The organism is Paraburkholderia piptadeniae, from assembly GCF_900007165.1.
In the GTDB taxonomy this organism is placed as follows: domain Bacteria; phylum Pseudomonadota; class Gammaproteobacteria; order Burkholderiales; family Burkholderiaceae; genus Paraburkholderia; species Paraburkholderia piptadeniae.
Map to the genome: position 1 here is coordinate 58547 of NZ_CYGY02000014.1, position 21713 is coordinate 80259.

Annotated in this window: 21 protein-coding genes; 13 read left to right on the forward strand and 8 right to left on the reverse strand. The window is 57.7% G+C overall.

All coding sequences use genetic code 11. The features are described 5' to 3' along the window. Nucleotides 1-3: 3 nt before the first annotated feature. Entirely contained in the window at nucleotides 4-1191 is a 1188-nt protein-coding gene (locus tag BN2476_RS06755; RefSeq protein WP_087733392.1) for an acyl-CoA dehydrogenase, read from the reverse strand. A gap of 126 nt (nucleotides 1192-1317) precedes the next feature. Here BN2476_RS06755 and BN2476_RS06760 point away from each other — a divergent pair, with 126 nt between their 5' ends. Continuing rightward, nucleotides 1318-2229, forward strand: a complete 912-nt coding sequence (locus tag BN2476_RS06760; RefSeq protein ID WP_087733413.1) for a LysR family transcriptional regulator — start codon at nucleotides 1318-1320, stop codon at nucleotides 2227-2229. Between the two features lie 83 nt (nucleotides 2230-2312). On the opposite strand, the gene BN2476_RS06765 is transcribed toward BN2476_RS06760, so the two are convergent. Then, entirely contained in the window at nucleotides 2313-3482 is a 1170-nt protein-coding gene (locus BN2476_RS06765; protein WP_087733393.1) for a porin, read from the reverse strand. A 454-nt stretch (nucleotides 3483-3936) separates the two neighbouring features. On the opposite strand from BN2476_RS06765, the gene BN2476_RS06770 reads away from it, so the two are divergent. From BN2476_RS06770 to BN2476_RS06815, 10 genes are all read left to right on the forward strand, one after another. Then, nucleotides 3937-4899: a C-terminal binding protein gene (locus BN2476_RS06770; RefSeq protein WP_087733394.1), complete on the forward strand. Its 963-nt coding sequence runs from the start codon at nucleotides 3937-3939 to the stop codon at nucleotides 4897-4899. Between the two features lie 34 nt (nucleotides 4900-4933). Beyond that, nucleotides 4934-5947, forward strand: a complete 1014-nt coding sequence (locus BN2476_RS06775) for a phosphotransferase family protein (RefSeq protein ID WP_087733395.1) — start codon at nucleotides 4934-4936, stop codon at nucleotides 5945-5947. 30 nt (nucleotides 5948-5977) lie between these two features. Further along, nucleotides 5978-7651: a methyl-accepting chemotaxis protein gene (locus BN2476_RS06780; protein WP_235850741.1), complete on the forward strand. Its 1674-nt coding sequence runs from the start codon at nucleotides 5978-5980 to the stop codon at nucleotides 7649-7651. A gap of 278 nt (nucleotides 7652-7929) precedes the next feature. Then, on the forward strand, nucleotides 7930-8538 hold the full coding sequence (locus tag BN2476_RS06785; RefSeq protein ID WP_087733397.1) for a cupin domain-containing protein: 609 nt from the start codon (nucleotides 7930-7932) through the stop codon (nucleotides 8536-8538). After that, complete coding sequence (eno, locus tag BN2476_RS06790) at nucleotides 8535-9830, forward strand: phosphopyruvate hydratase (RefSeq protein ID WP_087733398.1); 1296 nt, start codon at nucleotides 8535-8537, stop codon at nucleotides 9828-9830. Before BN2476_RS06785 ends, eno begins: the two co-directional genes overlap by 4 nt. A 142-nt stretch (nucleotides 9831-9972) precedes the next feature. Next, nucleotides 9973-10980 (forward strand): VOC family protein, encoded by a 1008-nt coding sequence (locus BN2476_RS06795; RefSeq protein WP_087733399.1) that lies wholly within the window; start codon nucleotides 9973-9975, stop codon nucleotides 10978-10980. A 20-nt stretch (nucleotides 10981-11000) separates the two neighbouring features. Beyond that, nucleotides 11001-11534: a carboxymuconolactone decarboxylase family protein gene (locus BN2476_RS06800; protein ID WP_087733400.1), complete on the forward strand. Its 534-nt coding sequence runs from the start codon at nucleotides 11001-11003 to the stop codon at nucleotides 11532-11534. A 147-nt stretch (nucleotides 11535-11681) separates the two neighbouring features. Next, complete coding sequence (locus BN2476_RS06805) at nucleotides 11682-12791, forward strand: alcohol dehydrogenase catalytic domain-containing protein (protein WP_087733401.1); 1110 nt, start codon at nucleotides 11682-11684, stop codon at nucleotides 12789-12791. 289 nt (nucleotides 12792-13080) lie between these two features. Further along, nucleotides 13081-13362: a DUF4148 domain-containing protein gene (locus BN2476_RS06810; protein WP_087733402.1), complete on the forward strand. Its 282-nt coding sequence runs from the start codon at nucleotides 13081-13083 to the stop codon at nucleotides 13360-13362. A gap of 69 nt (nucleotides 13363-13431) precedes the next feature. Beyond that, nucleotides 13432-14217 (forward strand): fumarylacetoacetate hydrolase family protein, encoded by a 786-nt coding sequence (locus tag BN2476_RS06815; protein WP_087733414.1) that lies wholly within the window; start codon nucleotides 13432-13434, stop codon nucleotides 14215-14217. A 983-nt stretch (nucleotides 14218-15200) separates the two neighbouring features. Here the strand turns inward: BN2476_RS06815 and BN2476_RS48035 are convergent. The 4 genes from BN2476_RS48035 to BN2476_RS06840 form a co-directional block, all read right to left on the reverse strand. Continuing rightward, on the reverse strand, nucleotides 15201-15416 hold the full coding sequence (locus tag BN2476_RS48035) for a hypothetical protein (RefSeq protein WP_235850742.1): 216 nt from the start codon (nucleotides 15414-15416) through the stop codon (nucleotides 15201-15203). Between the two features lie 1070 nt (nucleotides 15417-16486). Then, nucleotides 16487-16831: a cupin domain-containing protein gene (locus BN2476_RS06830; protein ID WP_087733403.1), complete on the reverse strand. Its 345-nt coding sequence runs from the start codon at nucleotides 16829-16831 to the stop codon at nucleotides 16487-16489. A gap of 137 nt (nucleotides 16832-16968) precedes the next feature. Continuing rightward, on the reverse strand, nucleotides 16969-17283 hold the full coding sequence (locus tag BN2476_RS06835) for a hypothetical protein (protein WP_087733404.1): 315 nt from the start codon (nucleotides 17281-17283) through the stop codon (nucleotides 16969-16971). Between the two features lie 290 nt (nucleotides 17284-17573). Next, nucleotides 17574-17852, reverse strand: a complete 279-nt coding sequence (locus tag BN2476_RS06840) for an HU family DNA-binding protein (RefSeq protein ID WP_087733405.1) — start codon at nucleotides 17850-17852, stop codon at nucleotides 17574-17576. A 291-nt stretch (nucleotides 17853-18143) separates the two neighbouring features. Between BN2476_RS06840 and BN2476_RS06845 the strand changes: the two genes are divergently transcribed. Both BN2476_RS06845 and BN2476_RS06850 read left to right on the forward strand, forming a co-directional pair. Beyond that, nucleotides 18144-18581: an SET domain-containing protein gene (locus BN2476_RS06845; protein WP_087733415.1), complete on the forward strand. Its 438-nt coding sequence runs from the start codon at nucleotides 18144-18146 to the stop codon at nucleotides 18579-18581. A 798-nt stretch (nucleotides 18582-19379) separates the two neighbouring features. Next, complete coding sequence (locus tag BN2476_RS06850) at nucleotides 19380-19703, forward strand: calcium-binding protein (protein ID WP_438942863.1); 324 nt, start codon at nucleotides 19380-19382, stop codon at nucleotides 19701-19703. Here the strand turns inward: BN2476_RS06850 and BN2476_RS06855 are convergent. Together BN2476_RS06855 and BN2476_RS06860 are read right to left on the reverse strand one after the other, a co-directional pair. Further along, complete coding sequence (locus BN2476_RS06855) at nucleotides 19691-21349, reverse strand: IS66 family transposase (RefSeq protein ID WP_087733407.1); 1659 nt, start codon at nucleotides 21347-21349, stop codon at nucleotides 19691-19693. The two genes, BN2476_RS06850 and BN2476_RS06855, sit on opposite strands and share 13 nt — an antisense overlap. Before the next feature lie 12 nt (nucleotides 21350-21361). Continuing rightward, complete coding sequence (locus BN2476_RS06860; RefSeq protein WP_087733408.1) at nucleotides 21362-21541, reverse strand: hypothetical protein; 180 nt, start codon at nucleotides 21539-21541, stop codon at nucleotides 21362-21364. Nucleotides 21542-21713 lie beyond the last annotated feature (172 nt).

Genomic DNA, 21713 nt, shown 5'->3' on the forward strand with positions numbered 1-21713 from the left:
TACTCAGAACGCAGCGATGCCGGTGATTGCACGGCCAAGAATGAGCGCATGGACATCGTGCGTACCCTCGTAGGTGTTGACCACCTCCAGATTCACCAGATGCCGCGCAACCCCAAACTCATCGCTGATTCCGTTGCCGCCGAGCATATCGCGCGCAACTCGGGCGATATCGAGTGACTTCCCACACGAGTTGCGTTTCATGATCGACGTGATTTCGACGGCCGCTGTGCCCTCATCCTTCATCCGGCCAAGGCGAAGACACCCCTGCAGACCAAGCGTGATTTCCGTCTGCATGTCGGCCAGCTTCTTCTGGACCAGCTGGTTCGCTGCGAGCGGCCTGCCGAACTGCTTGCGATCGAGAACGTACTGGCGCGCGCGATGCCAACAGTCTTCGGCAGCACCCAGCGCACCCCATGCGATCCCGTAACGCGCGCTGTTCAGGCAGGTGAACGGCCCCTTCAAACCGCGGACGTCCGGAAACGCGTTTTCTTCCGGGCAGAACACGTCATCCATCACGATCTCACCCGTAATCGACGCACGCAGGCCGACCTTGCCATGGATTGCCGGCGCGGAAAGCCCTTTCCAGCCCTTCTCAAGCACGAATCCGCGGATCGCACCTTCATCGTCCTTCGCCCAGACGACGAACACATCGGCGATGGGGCTATTCGTGATCCACATTTTGCTGCCCGTCAGCAGATACCCGCCGTCGACCTTCCTTGCACGCGTCATCATGCTGCCCGGATCAGAACCGTGATTGGGTTCCGTCAAACCGAAACAACCGATCCATTCGCCTCGCGCCAACCGGGGAAGATACTTCTGCCGCGTCGCTTCACTGCCGAATTCGTTGATCGGCACCATCACGAGCGACGACTGCACGCTCATCATCGAGCGATATCCGGAATCGACTCGCTCCACTTCCCGCGCGACGAGGCCATAGCAAACATAGTTGAGACCTGCTCCACCGTACGCTTCGGGAAGCGTGGCGCCCAGCAAACCAAGCTCGCCCATCTCACGAAAGATCTCGGTATCCGTATGTTCGCAGCGAAAGGCCTCGAGCACACGCGGTGCGAGACGTTCCTGACAATATGCATGCGCCGATTCGCGCACGAGGCGCTCCTCCTCCGTCAGCTGCTGGTCCAGCAGTAGTGGGTCCTCCCACTGAAACGACGTCGACTTGTGCTGTGCACTCATTTCATACTCTATACAGGATGGGTATGAAGCGAATTTACAGACGCTTTTCGACCTATTCAAACGATTTGTTTGCACTGACCTGTGCGAAAATCGCACAAATCAGCCACGATCATCCAAGGCGCCATCATGCGCAGAAAGATCCCTTCGACGGCAGCGCTGTCCGCATTCGAAACGGCCGCTCGCCATCAGAGTTTCACCAAGGCGGCGGATGAACTCGCCGTGACGCAAAGTGCGATATGCCGTCAGATAGGCTCGCTGGAGGAATTCCTCGGCGTGAAACTGTTCCGACGTGACCGGCGCGGCGTCGGCCTCACCGAAGCCGGCGTCATCTACAGTCGCAAGGTTGCATCGCGCCTGGATGAAGTGGAACGCGACACGCTGGAACTCATGGCTAAGGGCGGCCACGGTGGATCACTTGAACTGGCTGTCGTCCCGACGTTCGCGACAAAGTGGCTTTTGCCGCGCATACCCTGCTTCAATGAGGCGTATCCGGACATCACCGTCAATCTTACGGTCCGCACGCGACCATTTCTTTTCGACGACACGGAGTTCGACGCGGCGATTCATGCGGGCACCGCGATCTGGCCGGGCACGGAAGGCACCTTCCTGATGCGTGAAAGCCTGATCGCCGTATGCAGCCCGAAGCTGATTGCACCACGCACCAGACTAACTGCGACGGACTGGCGCCGGTACCCTCTTCTGCAACAGAGCACGCGCCCCTATGCGTGGCGAGACTGGTTTGCGTCGCGCAACATGCAGGTTGAAGGGGATATGTCGGGTCCGAGACTCGAGCTATTTTCGATGCTCGCCGAAGCGGCAATTCACGGTATGGGTATCGCGCTCATTCCTCGCCTGCTCATCGAGGACGAACTACAGCGCGGCGCATTGATCCAGGCGGCGAGCCACGAATATCCCGGCAATCGCTCCTACTACCTGATCTACCCGGAGCGTAAGGCCGACAATGCGGCGCTAAAGATGTTTCGGGCATGGATCGATGCGCAGGCGCAGCAATATCGAAAGCCCATGGGACTTGAATGAAGTGAAGTCGGACGGCTCTTACAAGCCCTCCTCGACGGGTGAGTCATTCTGCTATGGAAGACCACCCGCCCGCACTCATGGCATCAGAACTTGACGCGCAAACCGGCACTAGTCAGGAACTGCTTGTTGGTGGACGAAGGGCCACCGCTGCCGCCAATGAATGCACCACTGAAAATCGTTCCCGACGCCCCTGTCACGTGCTGATATTCGGCCATAAGATAGACGTCTGTGCGCTTGGACAACGAATACGATGTCATCAGATTGAACTGGTTCCAGCGCGGCTTCGCATGCATCGAAGCGTTCGAATACGATCCATCCGTGAAGGTGTATGACGCGGCCACCACCCACGCCGGCGTAATCAGATAGCGAACATTCGCTTCGTAGTTGTCGAAAGTCAGGTCGGTGGGCGAACCAGTGGGAGCCGGTGCAAGCGTACTGCCGCGATACACGGCTGTAGTATCGTCGTAACGCGAGTGACTCCACACCACCCCCAGCGTCGCCGGACCAATCACATACGCGCCGCCGACGCCCCATACCTGCTGGCGCGCCGCATGAAATGTCGCATCTCCCGAAGTAGATGAGCCGTCGAGTGCACCCGCTGCGCCATCCCCCGGATTGTCGATACGCATGTACGCAGCACTGAGCGTGAAGGGACCGTGGTTATAGGTCGCACCCGCACTGAACGCGCGATTGTCGGCGAAATCCCCAGCCTTGTTTGAGAAAGCATACAAACTGCCAAACTTCAACCCATTGATATCCGGGCTGGCGTATTTAACGGCGTTGTCGAGCCGGAAGAAATCGCCGAAGTTATCGTTATCCATCGGATGCATGAATTCGAGGCCGCCCACAAAGCTTTGTGCGAGACTTCGCGGCGCGAGATAGTCGACGACTGAATCGTACTGGCGACCCAACGTGACTGCGCCATATGAACTGGACATGCCGACCCATGCCTGGCGTCCAAACAGACGCCCACCTTGCTGAAGCCCGCCGTTGGTACCCGTAAACCCGTTCTCGAGTTTGAAGATCGCCTGCAGCCCGCCGCCCAGATCCTCACTCCCCGTCAGCCCCCAACGGTTGCCAACAATATTGCCCGACGAAGCAAAAACGTTGCTGCGACCCGCACCGCTCGCCGTGCGCTGATTGTTCACATACGACACACCATTGTCGATCAACCCGTAAAGGGTGACGGAACTCTGTGCATGTGCCGCTACACCCAAGCAACCGCAAATCGCGGGTACAAGAAGCCTCTTCATTCCTTTGTCTCCTGCCAGTCGTGGTAATCAGGTTTGTTTTACGTAGTGCTATACCTTCAGAGAACAACGCGGCGCACCGCACAGCGACATCACATGATTTCAAACGCGCATTTTTTTTGCACGTCGCTGTTTCCTTTCGTTCTTGTCGTACCAATCGTTCACAGGTGAGCGGAGGAATTCCGCCAGCTCGCAGATGAAGCTGGCTCCGTCTCCCTATTGAGCGCGAACGTTAGCATTGACGAGCGGAGTCTAGTTGTGGATTTTTATTGTGTCAATCGGGTTTTCGAGTACCTAAATCAAGGGCTTACGCTAAATTCACAGGTTCCGTCGCAGGACATCCATGACAAACCCACGCTTGGCATCATCCAAATGTCATGCTAACGTTAGTGCAAATGAAGCACACCGTTCAACACCCGCGGCAAGCACTTCCCTACCAACACCCAGGTTCAATCCCATGATCGATACAGTCTTTCTGACCGACTATGCGTGGCCCGACGACAGCGTCGAGCGAGAGGTCGTCGAGCGTGCCGCGATGCGGCTGGTAAGCGGACCGGCGATCCCCCTACCGGCCGCCGAAATCGAAGCGATGGTTCGAGAGCATCGACCTTCCGCAATCCTCACCTGCTGGGCTCCCGTCTCGGCAGAAGCCATTGAAGCTTCTGCACGGCTGCAGATCGTTGCAAGGCTTGGCGTGGGTCTCGACAACATCGCAGTGGACGCCGCCACCGCCCGCGGCATTGTGGTGACGAACGTGCCGGACTACTGTGTCGAAGAAGTCTCCGATCACGCCATCGGATTTGCACTCGCATGGACACGCGGGCTGGTGTTTTTCGATCGGGAAGTGCACGCTGGGCGCTGGTCTCCCGCCGAAGCCAGACTGCGCCGGTTGGGCGCACTCACGTGCGGACTCGTCGGCTTCGGCCGCATCGCCCGCGCAACGGCGCGCAAGCTCGGCGCGTTCGGTTGCAGGCTTCTCACGCATGATCCTTTTCTGCGTGAGGACCCACCAGGGGTGCAAGCCGTTGGGCTCGACGAACTTCTGACAAATAGCGACATCGTGATCGTCCATGCGCCGCTCACGGAAGGAACCCGGCATCTGATGAATCGCGAGCAAATCGCGCGCATGCGTCACGGTAGCCTGCTAATCAATGTGAGCCGTGGCGGCATCGTCGATACAAACGCCGTTATCGAGGCACTGCAAAGCGGCCAACTGTCGGCGGCGGCGCTGGATGTTCTCGAGTCGGAGCCCGTTGTCCCCGGCGAACTGCTTCGCGAGCGAGGCGCCATGTTGACACCGCACGTCGCGTTTTCTTCGGACGCGTCGCTGCTGGAACTTCGCAGACGGGCGGCTGAAGAAGTCGTGCGGGTACTACGCGGCGACGCGCCACGCAATCCCTGCAATTTGCCCCCGGCGTAACCGCCTTCAATCGCCCGATTTCAAAGAACTCAAGATGACGCAAACGAATTCTCCCGATCCGCAGCTCGATGCCTTTCTCGTCGAGCACGATCTGGCTCGCAAGGATGAAATACCCTCCTGGCACCCACTCGCCGGCGGAGTCTCCTCCGATATCTGGCGTGTCGATCTCTCAATGGGCTCGCTGTGCGTCAAGCGCGCCCTGGCTACACTCAAGGTCGCCGCATGCTGGGAAGTACCTGTGTCGCGCAACGCCGATGAATGGGCGTGGATGGAATTTGCGGCGCGGCATTGCCCCGACAATGTGCCAGCTCCCATCGCACACGACGAGAAGCTCGGCGTATTTGCGATGTCGTTTCTTGCGCCGTGCGCGCATCCCGTCTGGAAGCAGCAGTTGATGAGCGGCCACGTCGAGCCCGAAACAGCCCGCGCGGTCGGTCGTCTGATCGGGCATTTGCACGCGGTCAGCGCCGACGACGGTGAGTTGAGGGAGCGCTTCGACACGCTTGATAACTTTCGCGCGCTCCGCCTCGATCCCTATCTGATCGCCACATCAAAACGTCATCCCGAACTCGCATCGAAGCTCCAACATCTCGCGCAGCAGACGGCCAGTATCCGGACTGCACTCGTACACGGCGATGTGAGTCCAAAAAACATTCTCGCGGGCCCGAAGGGACCGGTATTGCTCGATGCCGAGTGCGCGTGGTTCGGCGACCCTGCCTTCGATCTCGCTTTCTGTCTGAATCATATGCTGCTCAAGTGCCTGATTCGACCTGACTGTCGGGACGCACTCATTGCTTCGTTCAAGGCGCTGACGGAGGCATATTTCGACGAAGCAGACTGGGAACTGCGCGCAACACTAGAAGCCCGCGCCGCCGAATTGCTACCGGCGCTGCTGCTCGCGCGCGTCGACGGCAAGTCACCGGTCGAATATCTGACCGATGAGACACAGCGCGATCACGTTCGCGCGGTTGCGGGCGCCTTGCTGTTACAGCCAGTCGACTATCTGTATCAGGTAGCTGAAGCATTCGTGCGACAGATCAACGCCTGACAGACTTGAGACTCAGCGGGCATGCCAAGCATGGCCGCCGCCACCGTCACACGAAAGCATCACCATGGACGGCCGCAAAAAATAAAGAAATGGAGACGGGCAACGATGCGACTAGAGAGGATCACGACCGATGTCGAATATGTGCTCGACAGTTCCGTTGCGATGATTTCAAAAGGCGACCTCGAAGGCAAGATCACCTATGTCAATCGGGATTTCGTCAAGGTCAGCGGATATACCGAGGACGAGGTGCTTGGTGCACCGCAAAGCATCCTCGCCGATGGTGAAACACCCAGCGAAGTATTCGAGGACTTCCTTCGGACAGTCAAAGGCAACCGGACATGGACGGGCGTCACCAAGGGCCGCCGAAAGAACGGTGACTACTTCTGGGTCCACATGACCGCAGCACCGATTTTCAAGGAGCGCAGGATTGCCGGATTCATCACGATCCGTTGCAAGGCAACTCCAGAGATGATCCACGAAGCTGAGCTGGCCTATGCTGCGATGGGTGCCGGGCGTAAGGACCTCGAACTGGATGAAGGCCGCATCGTGAAACGGCCCGCATTTCGGGTGTTGAAGGTTTTCGCCGCGCTCTCGTACGCAGCGAAAATGAATGCACTGTCGGCGCTCGCCGCGTCAATCTACGCAGCCAATCTCGCGGCGTTCACGTTCGACAGCAACCTGCCTCGCATCTGGGAGTCCACATCTTGTGCGATCGGCATCGCGATTTCGCTGGCATCCCCTTTGATGCTGCATCGCGGGATGATGAGGCCACTGGCGCAGCTCAAGCGTCATATAGACGACATGGGTGAGGGCAACCTGTCCAACATCATCGAGACGCACCGGGACGGCGAAGTCACCCAGGTACTGCATGCACTACGCGTTCTTCAGATCAATCTCAAGCTTCTGGTGTCGCAAATTCAGGAGACCACCGATCTTGTAAAAGACGGCGCGACGTCGATCGCCACAGGCAACGCCGACCTTTTTGCGCGCACCGAAGCGCAAGCCGCATCGCTCGAACAAGTTGCGGCTTCCATGCGCGAACTGATCGACACGGTCACTGCAAACGCGGAAAACGCTCGGCAGGCAAACGTGCTTTCGACGGCTGCCTCCGAGATCGCCAGTGAAGGCAGGCGCGCCGTCAGCGAAGTCACTAGCACGATGCGTTCAATCAATGACAGCTCCTGCAAGATCGTCGACATCATCGGGGTCATCGACAGCATCGCATTCCAGACCAATATTCTGGCGCTTAACGCGGCAGTGGAAGCTGCTCGCGCAGGCGAACAGGGACGCGGATTCGCAATTGTCGCCAGCGAGGTGCGCAATCTCGCGCGCCGTTCCGCGAGTGCGGCAAAGGAAATCGCGATTCTCATCGGCAATTCCGTGGCCAGCGTCGAGACTGGCGGCAAGCTCGTTGACGATGCCAGCACGACGATCACAGACATCGTCGCATCGGTCGAACGCGTCATCGCGTTCATGGGCGACATTTCGATGGCGAGCCAAGAGCAAAGCCTCGGGATCGCTCAGGTCAATGATGCAGTGAAGCAAATGGAAGCAATGACGACTCAAAACGCTCGTCTTGCGGAACATGCCGAAAACGAGTCGCGCGCGATGCGCACCCAGGCGCTCAAGCTCGCAGAGCTCGTAGGGTCGTTTCGGCTCTTGAGTGCCAGCGGGCAGGCGTCAGACACGCTAGAGAAACGGTAGCTGCACTGCATGCCCCCAGTCAGTCGCTGCCTGCGCCTGCCGCTCACCTCAGCGCCCTGCCTTGGCATCCCTGCTAACGTTTGCCTTTTTTGGCAATCTGCTAACAGACTTGCCCGGTGTTCCACCAATCTCAACACGGCAAAACTCCCTTAAATCCGCTATTGACAACAAAGATCAGCGTTTGCCACAATCTATGCGAACGTTAGCAACGTATCAGGCGTCATGAAAGCAGCCAACACCGCGTGGCGCCTGTTCAAACCCTGCAGGAGACATTCAGCATGGCCTCTGATACCTCGATCACAGGAGAGGTGCCCGTCGCGCTTCGCCGCGTAGTCACCGGGCAGGACGTGACCGGCGCCTCGACAGTCGCACTCGATTCGTCATCGCCCCGCTCCGACGTGTACCGGCATATCCCGGGCATGGTTTCCCGGCTGATGTGGTCGACGGAGCCGGCGCAAGCCGTTCCATTTGACGGCAACGACCCGGCCCCTCGCGTCACGAGCTTCGTCCCCCCCGTTTCAGGAACGCGCTTTCTCGTCGTGACGTTTCCGCCCGACAGCGTTTTTTCTTCACCCGGCTTCGACCCGCAGGCGGCCATCGCCGAAAACCTCGCGATCAGCCCTGGCCTCGCCGAACTGTTCGAGGCCGACGGTATGCACACTACGCCGACTGTCGATTACGGCATCGTGCTCGACGGTGAGATCTGGTTGGAACTCGACGAAGGACGCGCTGAGCTACTTCATAAACATGACGTCGTCGTGCAGAACGGCACTCGCCACGCGTGGCGAAACAAGAGCAACCAACCGGCGACGCTGGCCTTTGTGTTGATCGGAGCACACAAAGCACCGGCACACATTACCAATGAACAAGGTAGACAATCGATATGACTGATTCAACAATCGCCCACGTACGCGGCCGACGCGTCTGGGACTCACGCGGCCGACCGACGGTAGAAGTCGAGGTTACGCTTCACGGGGGCATGAGCGGCCGCGCCATCGCGCCAGCGGGCGCTTCGACGGGCAGCGGCGAAGCGCTGGATCTGCGCGACAGCGGGCCCGCATTTGGGGGCCTCGACGTGACCAACGCGCTGTCGAAGGTCAACGGCGAAATCGCGCGTGCGCTCGAAGGGCGCGATGCAAGCAATCAGGCCGCCATCGACGCGAGCCTGGTCGCCCTCGACGGTACGCCCAACCGCAGCCGTCTCGGCGGCAACGCGATCGTTGCAACTTCGATGGCAGTACTCCACGCTGCAGCAGCGGCCAGCAGGCAGCCACTATGGCGCTATCTCGCGGGCGACCGCGCCGTGCGTCTGCCGTTGCCGGAGATCCAGATCTTCGGTGGTGGAGCGCATGCGGCGCGCCGCGTCGATGTACAGGACTTCATGATCATGTGCCCAGCTGCAGGCAGTTTTACTGAAGCGCTGGAGTGGACCGCGGAGGTGTATCGCGCGGCCGGATCGTTGATGAAGAGCGCGGGCAAGCTTCAGGGTGTGGCAGATGAAGGCGGCTACTGGCCCGCCTTCGATTGCAACGAAAATGCGCTCGACACCTTGATGCAGGCCATCATCGATACGGGACTGCAACCGGGCAAACAGGTTGGCATTTCGCTCGATATCGCCGCATCCGAATTCGGCCGCGACGGACGCTACGTGCTGGCGCTCGATGGGCAGACACTCGACACCGACCAGATGATCGGCATGCTGGGGCGCTGGCTCAACACCTACCCCATCCTGTCGATTGAAGATCCGCTTGCTGAGGATGACATGGAAGGCTTCATGCACTTCACGGAGTCGTATGGCGCACGCTGCCAGGTCATCGGCGACGATTTCCTCGTCACTAACGCAGACCGTGTGAGAGCAGCGGCATCGCAAAGCATGTTGAACGCCGTGCTCATCAAACCGAATCAGGCCGGCACGGTAACGGAGGCGCAAGAGGCCCTTCAGGCAGGCAAAGCAGCTGGATTCGGCACGATCGTATCGGCACGATCCGGTGAGACGGAAGATGTCACCATCGCCCACCTGTCCGTCGGCTGGGACGCTGGTCAACTGAAGGTTGGTTCGTTCTCGCGCTCCGAACGGATGGCCAAGTGGAACGAAGTATTGCGAATCGAAGAAGCGCTGGGATCGAAAGCGCAGTTCAGCGGATGGTCAGCGCTGCCTTTCACTGATCATCCCCTTTAGATCGTCGTCGCACCGCCGCAAGAGGATATCTAGTGACCTTCACCGAGCAAGACCTGTTGGCATCCACGCACCGCCCCGATACAGGTCGCGACATTCGGACTGGTATCCCCGCTTGCTCGCCACCAACAATCGAGAGGTAATCATGTTGCCTGCTGTCAATCACCGACCACCCTTCAACATCACGCGCGCCAGCCACATCGTACTGACTGTCGCCGACCTCGCAAAAAGCCGAGCGTTCTATGTCGACGTAGTCGGCCTCGTCGTGACGGAAGAAACCGCGGACACGTGCTATCTGCGCGGCCTTTCCGAAGCATGCCACCATAGCCTGGTTCTGGTCCAGGCCGACAAAGGTGTCGCCACCTGCAAACGGATTGGCTTCCGGGTCTTCCTCGAAGAAGATCTGGATCTCGCATACCAGTTCTTCAAGGAAGAAGGACTTCCCGCTGAATGGGCCGAGGTCGCCCACCAGGGAAGAACCCTGCACGTGTCCGATCCGTTCGGCACAAAGATCGAATTGTGCGCACAAATGGAAACGCGCCCTCGTCTCTATCTGGAACGCAATCTGTTCAAGGGTGCGCATGCGCAGCGAATTGATCATTTTCAGATCTTTTCGCCGGACACGTTCCAATCGTGCGTGTTCTACAGCAGGCTTGGTTTCCGCAACTCTGAATATCTCGCGCATGGCGACCGGCTGCTCGGCGCATTCATGTATCGCAAAGGCACATGCCTGGATCTCGCTATCGTTGAAAACGACGGTCCGTGCATGCACCACTTTGCGTATATCGTGCCCGAATCGCACAACATCTTCACCGCGTGCGACCTCGCCGGTATCTACGGCTATGCGCACGAAGTCGAGCGCGGACCGGGCCGCCACGGCCCGGGGGGCATGCTGTTTGTCTATCTGCGCGACCCCGATGGTCACCGCATCGAGTTGTGCGACGGCCACTATCAGACCATTGACCTTGAGATCGAACCGGTCCGATGGGATGCCTCATCGCTCAATACGAGCGTGCGCTGGGGACTGCCGGCGGAGCACCGCTGGTACTTTGAGGCCTCACGGTTCGAAGGTACTGAACTGACCGAGACCGCCAACAAGCCACGCCCCACCACACTCGAATCCTATATTCAGAACCGGCTTGTACAAAGCTGATTACACCAGGAATAACGCATATGGCACGCGTCAAATATCTTCAACGTTCCGACGTGACGGGCGTGAACGATGCCCTCTTCGATCGGCTCGAACGTGAGCGCAAGGTACCCACGGCCAACATCTTCCGCGCGCTCGCACACGCTCCGGACATTCTCGACCAGTTCCTGTCCTACGCCAATGCGATCAGGGCATCTTCAATTAGCCCGAAACTGCGTGAACTTGCGATCCTGACCGTCGGACATTGCACTCGCTCCGAATACGAAATCGCACATCATCAGTCACATGGATTGAAGGCGGGTGTCAGCCTGGAACAGCTGAAAGCCATTCCCGACTTCGAACTGTCGCCGTTATTCGACGAAGAGGAACGTGCCGTAATGGCCGTCGCCAAAGAGTCGACCCTGAATGTCGATGTGAGTGACGTAACCTGGAACAGAGTCATCCCGTTCCTGAATGATCAGCAACGGGTCGAACTGGCCCTTAACATCGCCTGGTACAACTCCGGCGTGCGCATCATGGGCGCACTCGGGATCGAACTCGAGGAGAGCTATCGCTGACGGATGCCGGTCCGGATCGACAACTCTGATCCGAATTGATATCGGCTAACAGGCTTGGCAAATTCCGCGCAGCCGCTTGCAATGCTCACAGCCTCTGCGGCTATGTGGCGGGTAACGCGGAAAGTATTCACCCAGAAAGAGGAATGTATGGAACGAACGATGGTTGCAGCACGGCTGCATGCTCTCCACACCCCGATGACACTCGATACGATCCCGGTTCCGAAGCCGAGACCGACCGATGTGCTCGTGCGGGTCAAGGCATGCGGCATCGTGCCGAACATGGCAAACGTCATCAACAACTGGCCAACGTGGTTTCCGCATCAGCCGCTGCCGAAATTCCCCGCCATCTTTGGTCTTGACCCCGCAGGCGTTGTTGAAGAAGTCGGCGAAGCGGTAATCAACGTGAAGCCGGGTGACCGCGTCTATGTGAGCCCCTTGCGGTCATGCGGATCGTGCAAGGCATGCCGCGCTGGCCGTCGCAGCGAATGCCGCTACTACACGCTGAACGGCTACTTCAGCACGAGTCGCGACGGTCAACGCATCTTCGATCTTTACCCGTATGGCGGTTTCAGCGAATACATGACCGCACCCGAGTATGCGGTCGTGAACCTTCCCGCGAACATGACCTTCGAACAGGCCGGGAGGTTCGGGTACATGGGTACGTCGTATGGCGCCCTGAAAAATGCCGCAGCCGGTCCCGGCCAGGTGGCGCTGATTGACGGTGTCACGGGCACGCTCGGCGTCGCCGCAACGGTACTCGGTCTTGCAATGGGCCTATCGCGTATTCTCGGCACAGGGCGCGACGAGGGACTACTCAAACGCGTCAAGGCGCTAGCACCGGACCGTATTGAGGTGATGCAACTCGGAGAGGGATCCACTGGTGATTGGGCGAAATCCCTGACGGGCGGAGAAGGAGCAGACTTCGTTATCAGCGCCCTCGGCGCAAAAGCTCCTGCTGCAACGATGCTGGACTCAATGAAAGGTGTTCGACGCGGCGGCCGGGTGGTCAATGTCGGCGGCGTGGCGGAAGACCTGCCGATCGACGTGAAATGGCTGATGGACGAACAGGTGCAGATCATCGGATCGAACTGGTTCACTACTGCGCAGGGCCAGGAAATGGCCGACATGGTAAGTACCGGGGCCATTGACCTGTCCTATCTCGAACACCGGAGGTTCCCGCTTGAACGCGTCAATGAAGCCATTTCTGGGCTGAAAGATCGGGACGGAGGTTTCAGTAACTATGTCGTCCTTCCCTGATTAACGGAGCTGTGTGCGCGGGATTGCCCATGCATCATCGAAGTGAAGCGATCCCGTCGAGTTGAAACCAGGACGCGCCCGGATCTTTCGCTGGCGCGTTGGATGCATTGGACGATGCGCTAACCTTCAGTCGAGGGGCGTCGCCGCAACTGACTTGCACTGCGCTACCATTCTCTTGTTTTTGTCAATCAGTGTATTCCCTTGACGCTTTTGTCAGCATATACTCGACTCGACGATTGCAATACAGCAATCAAGCAATCCTGATTAATGTCTAGTCGAGGGTCTCCCCATGAAAATGCTTGTCAATATGTTATTCATCGTTTCTGCCTGCACACTTCCCGTCGCCTCTTCCGCACAATCGACTAGTTCTGCTACGCGCGCCCAAGTGAAAGCAGACCTATCCCAACTGGAGGCCGCCGGCTACGACATCGCAGGCAGCGATCTTGACTATCCGGACAATCTCAAATCGGCCGAAGCCAAGCTCGCAGCCCAACAGGAGAGGAAGAGCCGTGCGACGCAGTCAGGCTATGGCAGCACAAGCAACGGAACGTCAAGCTCTGGAGCCCGCTAAGCATCCTAATTGACGCATTTGCACTTCAATGCTAACGTTCGCAATACAATCACTTACCGGTTGATGGCCATGAAGATCCTTCGATATTCGGTTGACGGAAGTTCCTATTACGGCATCTTGGGAATTGACGGAAACGTCGAGAGGCTTAAGTGCTCACCGCTTGAACAACTTATCCCTGCGGGCTACGTCGATCATCTTGAATCCGCTCGCATACTGAGCCCGTTTCATCGGCCACGCATCTTCGGCCTCGGGTACAACTACCGTGCTCACTCACAGGAAGTTGGCAAGAGCACGCCGACGCTCCCCGTACTCTTCATGAAACCGAGCACAACAGTGATTGGCCACGAGGACGCGATTATCTATCCGTCAGACGGGGAGAACATCCACTTTGAAGGAGAACTCACCGTAATCATCGGCAAGGAAGCTCGCCATGTTTCCGAAGGGGACGCTCTCGACTACGTGTTCGGCTACACGTGCGGAAACGATGTAAGCGATCGCGTATTGCAGCGCCGGGAAAGCGAGTTCGGCTGCCTGCTCGTCGGCAAGGGATACGATACATTTGCGCCTATCGGGCCCGTGGTTGAAACGGATCTGGATCCCGCCAACCTTCGTCTGGTCACACGCGTCAATGGCGAGGTCCGCCAGAACGGAAACACGGCGGACTTGGTGTATGGCGTGTCCGCGTTAATCGCCTATCTCAGCAAGTACATGACGCTGCTTCCGGGTGATCACATCATGACCGGAACTCCAGCGGGAGTCGGCCCGATCAAACCCGGTGACACCATCGAAGTTGAGATCGAAGGTATTGGCGTGCTCCGCAACAGAGTACTGGCAGCCGCAGAAGCAATGGGTTGATCGTCGTCGGTGTTAGGGAGGCACGACAACAGTGCGACTCGAACTACCTGTAATCACGAATGCGATTCTCGGAGAATTATTTCTCTCGACATCTTTGCCGATAGCCGTCGTGAACGCATCTTTGCGTAGCGATTCTGAAAGATCGCGAAGAGAGCCGGACTATGAGCAGACAGTGGATGTTCGGACTGACACTTGCAATCTTGGCTCGCGGACCGCAATGTGACGACAATATTGTGGATAAACATGGCTTTCGAACCACTGTCGGATCAAGACTGGGACATCGTGGCCCATCCTTCTCCTGGGCGTCGAACCGATAGCTCGATGTCAAACTCATCATAATCTCTGCATTTCCGACCCTATCTTTGTTCCGCGCTGACGGAATATGGTTGAGATCGAAGTGCAACTCTGCATAGTCGGCGTTGCATCGCCAGGCTTCCTTACCCCTTATGACGCTGCAAGACTGTGAACGGACTGAATGTATCTGGCGCACCGCAAGGAGAAGATGCATTGACGGCTGCGATGAACGGCCACGTTGCCGTGTACCCCGAGGCAAGGTGAACGCCCGTGAGACGGTTTTTTGAGCGCGATGGATGTCCGGCCGGTTTTGTTCGCACTCTAGTCTAACGGGGCGACGTTTTGTGCAGATCTCGGGCGCCGGGATTTCCACAAAACTCGTGCGTGAATCACGCTATTAAGATAACTGTTCTTCAATTAACAGCACGATTTCGCGGCACCACCAGACCGGAGTGCGACTTGCAACTTGCAACTTTTGTCTTTCGGGCTGCTACGCAACCATTCTCCGCCGCGGTCCATATATCAAGTTGTCGCCCACGAGATTCACGGCGCCGGATTAACCATTGTCGGATCGGGCATCGGCGCACCAGATTGCGCCTGAATTTCTTTTTTAATTGGTAGTCCGAACAGGCTCCGCAAGAAAAGAAACGCTGCCGCAATTCGAAACTGAAGTTTAGGTGGCTCGCGGGTTATTTCCCGCCTTCACGCCAGGTCGCAGCAGTCAGGCGCTCCACTGCTGCGAGGTAGCGCGCTTGCGAAACATCAGCATCGTCGCTCTGCCCCGTGTTCAAAGCATCAAACACATGCTCGGCGACCACCGAAGCGATCGCGTGAATCGCATCGTGTCGCATCAGCCCTTCTTTCGCAAGGCGATGCATGGCTCGGACCACCGGTTCGAGATTCATCGCAATCTGGTTCTCAACGATGGTGTGCAACGCGGCATGTGCGGTGACATTCGGAAGTTTGATGCGCGCCGCGCGATGCCACGCTTCGACCAGAACAATGCGCTCCTGTTCGTCGAGGTTCGAGCCACGCCTCTGGTTCTGGCGCGCTCTCGGGGTTGTATGTTTTCATGCTGCAAGCCTTCTGGGAGCGAACCTCTACTATAAAGTATCGTCGGCCAATTTAACCGATCGAGCCATCATGGCGCCGGTACATCCGTCGCAGCCCCGGGACAGGGTTGGGAAATATGGCGGCTCTTTCGACCCATGGAGCGGCTGACGCATCAAATGCCAGCATAGCCTTAAAGAGGTCGCGATATTCCTCGATAAGTTTCGCCGGGCCTCTGAATCGCTACCCCAAGGATCTTAACGCTCCCGCGTCATTCAAACGCGAAGTGGCAGAATTATTAGCGCAACGGGATCACTTTCAATACTGTCTACGGAAGCCGAACGCTTCCGCTCTCCTCGCGCAGTGGTAGCGCAGTATCCGACCACACCTCACCATGATCGCTCAACGGCGCCATGGCTTCGTCCACCAGACGCTCCATCTGCGCATCCCGACTTTCAACGTGCTGCTGCAGAACGCAGACCGAGCCGAGGACCGCGGTATCGTCGTTCAGCTCGCCTCCTCGCGCCAAGATACGTTATACGGGGCAAGTAGCGCGCCGGTTTGCGCTGGCCTCAAGCAGCATGCCGAGTATCTATCTCGCGGCACCCGCGCTCCCCCGTGTGTCATTCGCCAGCGCGAGCATTGAGTCACTGGTGTATCAGCTATGCGGCAATGGAAGTTCCATTTGGCGAGCTTATTGTTTAGGCTGAGCACAGCTACTGCAGTCTTCAAAGGATGCACACATGTCGATTCACTCGAAAGTTTGTGCCTTCAACCAAACCCGGAGCGATTCGAATTTGACGAAGTCCGTGAATCGTTTAAGGTATCTTGCGCCCCTGCGACATGCAAGGGCCGGGGTGAGATAGTCCGTGAACCGGGAGTGTATTCAGACGATGATATGCGTGAGTCGAATCTTTAGACCTGCTCAGGCGAAGACGAAGTATTTGCGCACCGTCTCCACCACCTCCCAGGTCCCTTTCATGCCGGGTTCAATCACGAACACGTCGCCGGCCTTCAGATGCACCGCCTCCTCGCCTTCCGGCGTGATAATGCAGTAGCCGTCGAGGAAGTGGCAGAACTCCCATTTCTCGTAGTTCACCTCGAACTTGCCCGGTGTGCAGATCCAGGTGCCCATGATCTTGCTGCCGTCCCTGGAGAGGTAAGCGTTGAGGTTCACCGTGTGCGGATCGCCGCCGATGCGCTTCCATTTGGTGGCGTCGACGACCGGAGTCGGGCAGGTTTCGCGCAAAACGGTTATGAAATCGGACATGTCAGCTCCAAACGATCGGATAAGAAGTCCATCACGTTAGTTCAATAGCGTTACTGGGGCTAGTATGCTTCCGACACCGACTCATCTATTTGCGACACTGACTCGCCCTATAACCTGGAAGCACACGTTCGCGCTCATCAGATCGCGGCATAGAACCCCTGCTTTGGTGCATCCGTCAAGACATGACGCGTGGCCATCGACGAGATAACGCGCAAGGGGAATCTCAAGGTGTCAGTCGGCATGAAAGCAATGAGCTCGATATGCTCTTCCGGGCGCCGTTTTTCGGACTCGATTGCGGCCGACAGTTCGGGGTCGATGTTTTCAACGGTGCAGGTAGCGCGATTGAATATTCGCTGGCGCGCGAATGCCGATGCGCCCGCGACGATGAGCTTAGGCTTGATCTCCTCGAAGCTGCTTGCGTTATCGTAGCGATGATAGTTCTGCCAGCGCACCGCGACGAGGTTGCATCCAACTCTGCCCTCGCTATCGTCCTCATCGGTATCGGATTATTGAAGTCGAGGAAGACTCCAGACGCTGGCTTCGTCTTACCGGCAACTCATCAGGACTAGGTCAAGACCACGCCCTGGCCTGACGTGCGGTAACAGAGCGACGCTTCCCGCAAGGCGGAGACCGTGCCCGCGCTACTGTCGCGTGCCCGCAGTGATGGCGGTGATGGGCCGGGCGGGCGCCTCGAGCCCATCAGCGAACGGCCGGCGCAGGCGCGCGTCGCGATCGGTGAGCCTCACGCTGCGTTCACTGCATCCTTGAATGCCTTGCCCGCAGTAAACTTCACGGTCTTTGCCGCGGCGATCGTGATGGTTTCACCCGTCGCCGGATTGCGGCCCGTACGCTCCGAACGTGCACCCGTCGAGAACGATCCGAAACCGACCAGTTGCACCGTATCGCCACGGGTGACCGCTTGACTGATCGATTCCAGCACGGCGTCAATCGCCGCGCCTGTGCTCGCCTTGCTTTCTCCCGTGGCGCTCGCCACCGCGTCAATCAGTTCCTGTTTGTTCATATCCGTGATCCTTGAAAAGTGTCCATCGGGGACGGAACGGACACCTTAACGCATTTTCCGTCCGTAGCGAACGAGTCCGCGATGACCTGAAACGGATGCCAGGGTAATGCGGCGCCTTTCGTGCAGACCGGCGCCGGCGACGCGAATGTATTTGATAAGCCGCGCGTAACGTTAATCTCGTCAAGGAAGCGAGGCTTTCCGACGGATGCTCGCTCGTCCATCGCGAGTGCCGTGATGCTATGCTTCGGCGCATCAAACCCGAAACACGACCGCTCGGAAAAGGAATCCCTCATGAGACGCATCGCAGTACGTCGTTCGGACGTGCATGGAAAAGGCGTGGTTGCGTTGCGGCCGATCGCTGCGGGAGAAAAGCTGATCGAATACAAGGGCGAAGTGACAGGCTGGCGCAAGGCAGCAGCCAGGCAACGTGCTGAAGAAGGCCATACCTTCGCCTTCGGACTCTCAGATGGCCGCGTGATCGACGGCAGTCGCGGCGGCAACAGCGCGCGTTTCCTGAATCATGCGTGCGAGCCGAACTGCGAGGCCATCGAGATCGGCAGTCGTGTCTATATATACGCCCTCAACGATATCCGCGAGGGCACAGAGTTGACCATTGACTATGCGCTCTCCATCGACGGCGCAATGAACAAGGAGATGCGCGATATCTATGTTTGCCGGTGCAGCAGTTCCCGATGCAGGCGATCCATGCTTGCACCCGTCGCTACCTGAGGTCAGGGCCGTGCCTTGTTTGTGGGCCGCTACGCTGTCAGCTTGCGCCGCTACTGATGCCCCGAAAATTCTCGCTCGCTTGCATTACGTAGTAGTATTTATCAATCCGGCCTTTGCGGAAGTGCCGCCGAACCTTCACGTCTCTGCCTTGAACGATGTCGAGCACATGAGGTATGGTTTTTTCTCACGGTTGCCACAGGGTCCGGTTTTTGCGGTTCAATTCTCCGTTCCTTCATTGAGAACCGTTCTTCGTCGCAGCTACAAAGAACCGCTCGTTTGCATGCAGGCATTGGCAGCGAACCGGAGGTTTTGAGATTCCTTCAGAACTGGTGTAATCCACGTACATTTTTTGAGATAGCGGGGACCGGTGCTGTGGACGCACCGGCTACCCTACCCCACCGTAGAGCGTAATGATTCTGTCACCACCCTTCCCTAGCAACCGCGGGCCAAAGAGCGATCGTGTTGTCACTTTTATTCCCCTTCGAATCGGAATGAAAGCGTCAACTCACGTAAGTCCGTATTAATTTTGTCAACTGGCCTCCTACACTTCGAATCCCGGTAACTGCTCAATAACGGGGGGCGAATGGGAGCGTTCTCGAGAATCGGAGGCGTTATCTGTACGATGGCGGAGAGCGCGAGGACGGCCACGTAATTCGTGCGGTGATCGAGGGCAACTCAGCACGTCACGCTCACGCACAAGATCGCCGTGGAAATGCAGCGTATCGTTGGCCTATAACCTCTTCCGATCCAATCATGCCCAAGCCCAGAATCGACAGAAAGCGCGAACAACGAATCACAATGGAGATCGTCGTCGATGCTTACAACGAAGAAGAACGCGCGATGGGGTGGTACTGCTATCTCGAAGAGCAACTCACGTTTCCATTCGAGGCTCGCGTCCGCCAAGACATGGCTGCTTCACCGCTGCGGACCGGTGAAACTGTTTCAGCCACCGGGCTTGCTCATGAAGACCTGTGTCGAGTCGGCATTTTCGTGTGGGTTCGATGCAACCAACGCGATCTGGTGGTGCCCTTAGCTCAACTCGTCCCGGTGAGACCTGATGAGCCGACACGAGTGGCAGTCGCTGACTGGCACTACTGGCATGATCACGGCTATGTTTTCTGACTCCTGGAACGCGCGGACGGAGATGTTAAAGCAGATCGAACGAGGCGTTGTTCGATCAAGTGCGGCAGCAGTGGAACGTTATCGCTGCGCGAAATCCGATCGGTCAGGTAAGCCCAGAACGAGATGCCTAGCTTGCGACAGGTCTTTTTCAGACTGGAGAAAGTATCGCGACATTGCCTACCGAGCTCGCTGCGCGTGCCACCACTGATCTTCTGCTTTTTCACGTGATCACGAATATCGCGCTCACTGCCGTTGGTATGTAGCGGAATCTCGGGGCGTTCCAGCACCAGTAGCAACTCGGACTTGTTTAGGTGGATCCGCCTAAGCAAACGATCGAGTGTCGCGTAACGGGTCTTCTGGATGAAGACAGCGTCAAAGCGCTTCTGAAGTTCATGTTTGCGTTTAATGGTAGGGTGCCGCTTGTAATCCTTGAGCTCCGCGTACAGCGACCAGATGTCGCTGCGCACGCGTGCAATATCCTCGCGGTGTTGATCGTTCAACGGTAGCAGCTTATGGACCAGACGCTCCGCATGTATCCAACATAACCCGTGAATCAGGACATTGAATTGTCCTGCATCGTCACTGACGATGGCGAGATCCTGAGCTACGCCGCACCGCTTCAGGCTGCCCAGCAACGCGCCCTCGGTGGCGATGTTGCGCAAGCGGTCAATGCCCATTCCCAAGCTGTCGAGGTGGAGTTGCCACTCGCGCTGATCGGCAAAGCTTGTGCGGCCGTGCTCACGCAGTGCATCGAGGAACGCCTGCGAGAGCTCTTGCTTTTTCATGTAAGCGAGCGCCTCCTCGTTGATCTGGTAGCCATGTCCCGCGCTGAGCAACTCGAGGAAATTGATGCGGCTTTTCGAGCACGTACTTTTGAACCAGGCGAAGTGCTCGTTACCGATGTGTGTGACATAACCGTTGTTGCCTTGATGGCGCGTGCCTGTGTCATCGACCGTCACATACGCTGAGAGCGCCAGACCAGTCGATAACAGACCGTCTTTTTCAGCGTGAAACCGCTCTTTGCCTTCTTGCAGCAGCGCGTTCATCTGCCCGGACGAGATCTCGATGCCCCATTCGCGCAGTTGCTCGCGTAACAGCGGTTGCGTCACGTGGCAATGATGGTGCTGATATAGGACATAGCTGACGAGCGTCGCACCAAAGTGGCCACCGGCGACTGCCTTGTGAAGTTGCCCGGTTAAGGTCTGACCGTCTGGTGTTTGCCAGCGTGCGAGCCTATAGCGCGTATTGCGTGAGCTGACCACGAGGTCCTGCACCACGAAGTCCCGATATCCTTTGAATCGGGAGCCTCGCGGGACCCGCTCGACCGGCTGAATGATCTCGTCGCAATCAATCTTCAGTTGTGCCGTCTTGCTCTTGCTGGGCTTACCGCGTCGTCTGGCCAACTTCGTTTGCCGCGGCCCATCTGGCGCGCTGACTTTGCCCGCCTCCTCATGCATGCGACTTGGCTTGAACTTCGGGCGCTTCTTCTCGCCCTTGAGCACCGCGACTTCATCCTTCAGGTGCAACTCCTGCTCACGGTGACGAAGAATGATTTCGAGAAGCTGTTCACCCCAAGCGAGCAACTTCAGAACCGCCGGGGTGCGTTCGGTTTTGGGAATGTACGGCGCAGCGAGTTTCCTCCTCACGACTGCGTCAGGCTAGGTGCACTTGCCGGCTTTGCGCAGCCCGGCGATTTCCTGTTCCAGTGCCTGAAGCCGCTCTTGCTGGCGATTGACCATGTCGGTCAGTTGCTCAAGCATCGCCACCAATTCAAGCTCCCGCGACGTCAGCTCCTCTCGTGCAATGTCCGGCGGGATGAATTTTTTAGAAACGCTCATGACCTGGCAACGGAGAGTGGTGACGCGACAAAAGTTAACATCGCCGCCAACCGTTTACAACCGAATTTTGTCGCGGCCTGAGAGATGATCGTCGCCGACATCCTGGCCCAATGCTGCCGTCAAGGGCGACGCTGCGCCTGGCAGGATTGCCCCCGGATTTATGAGCAGTTAC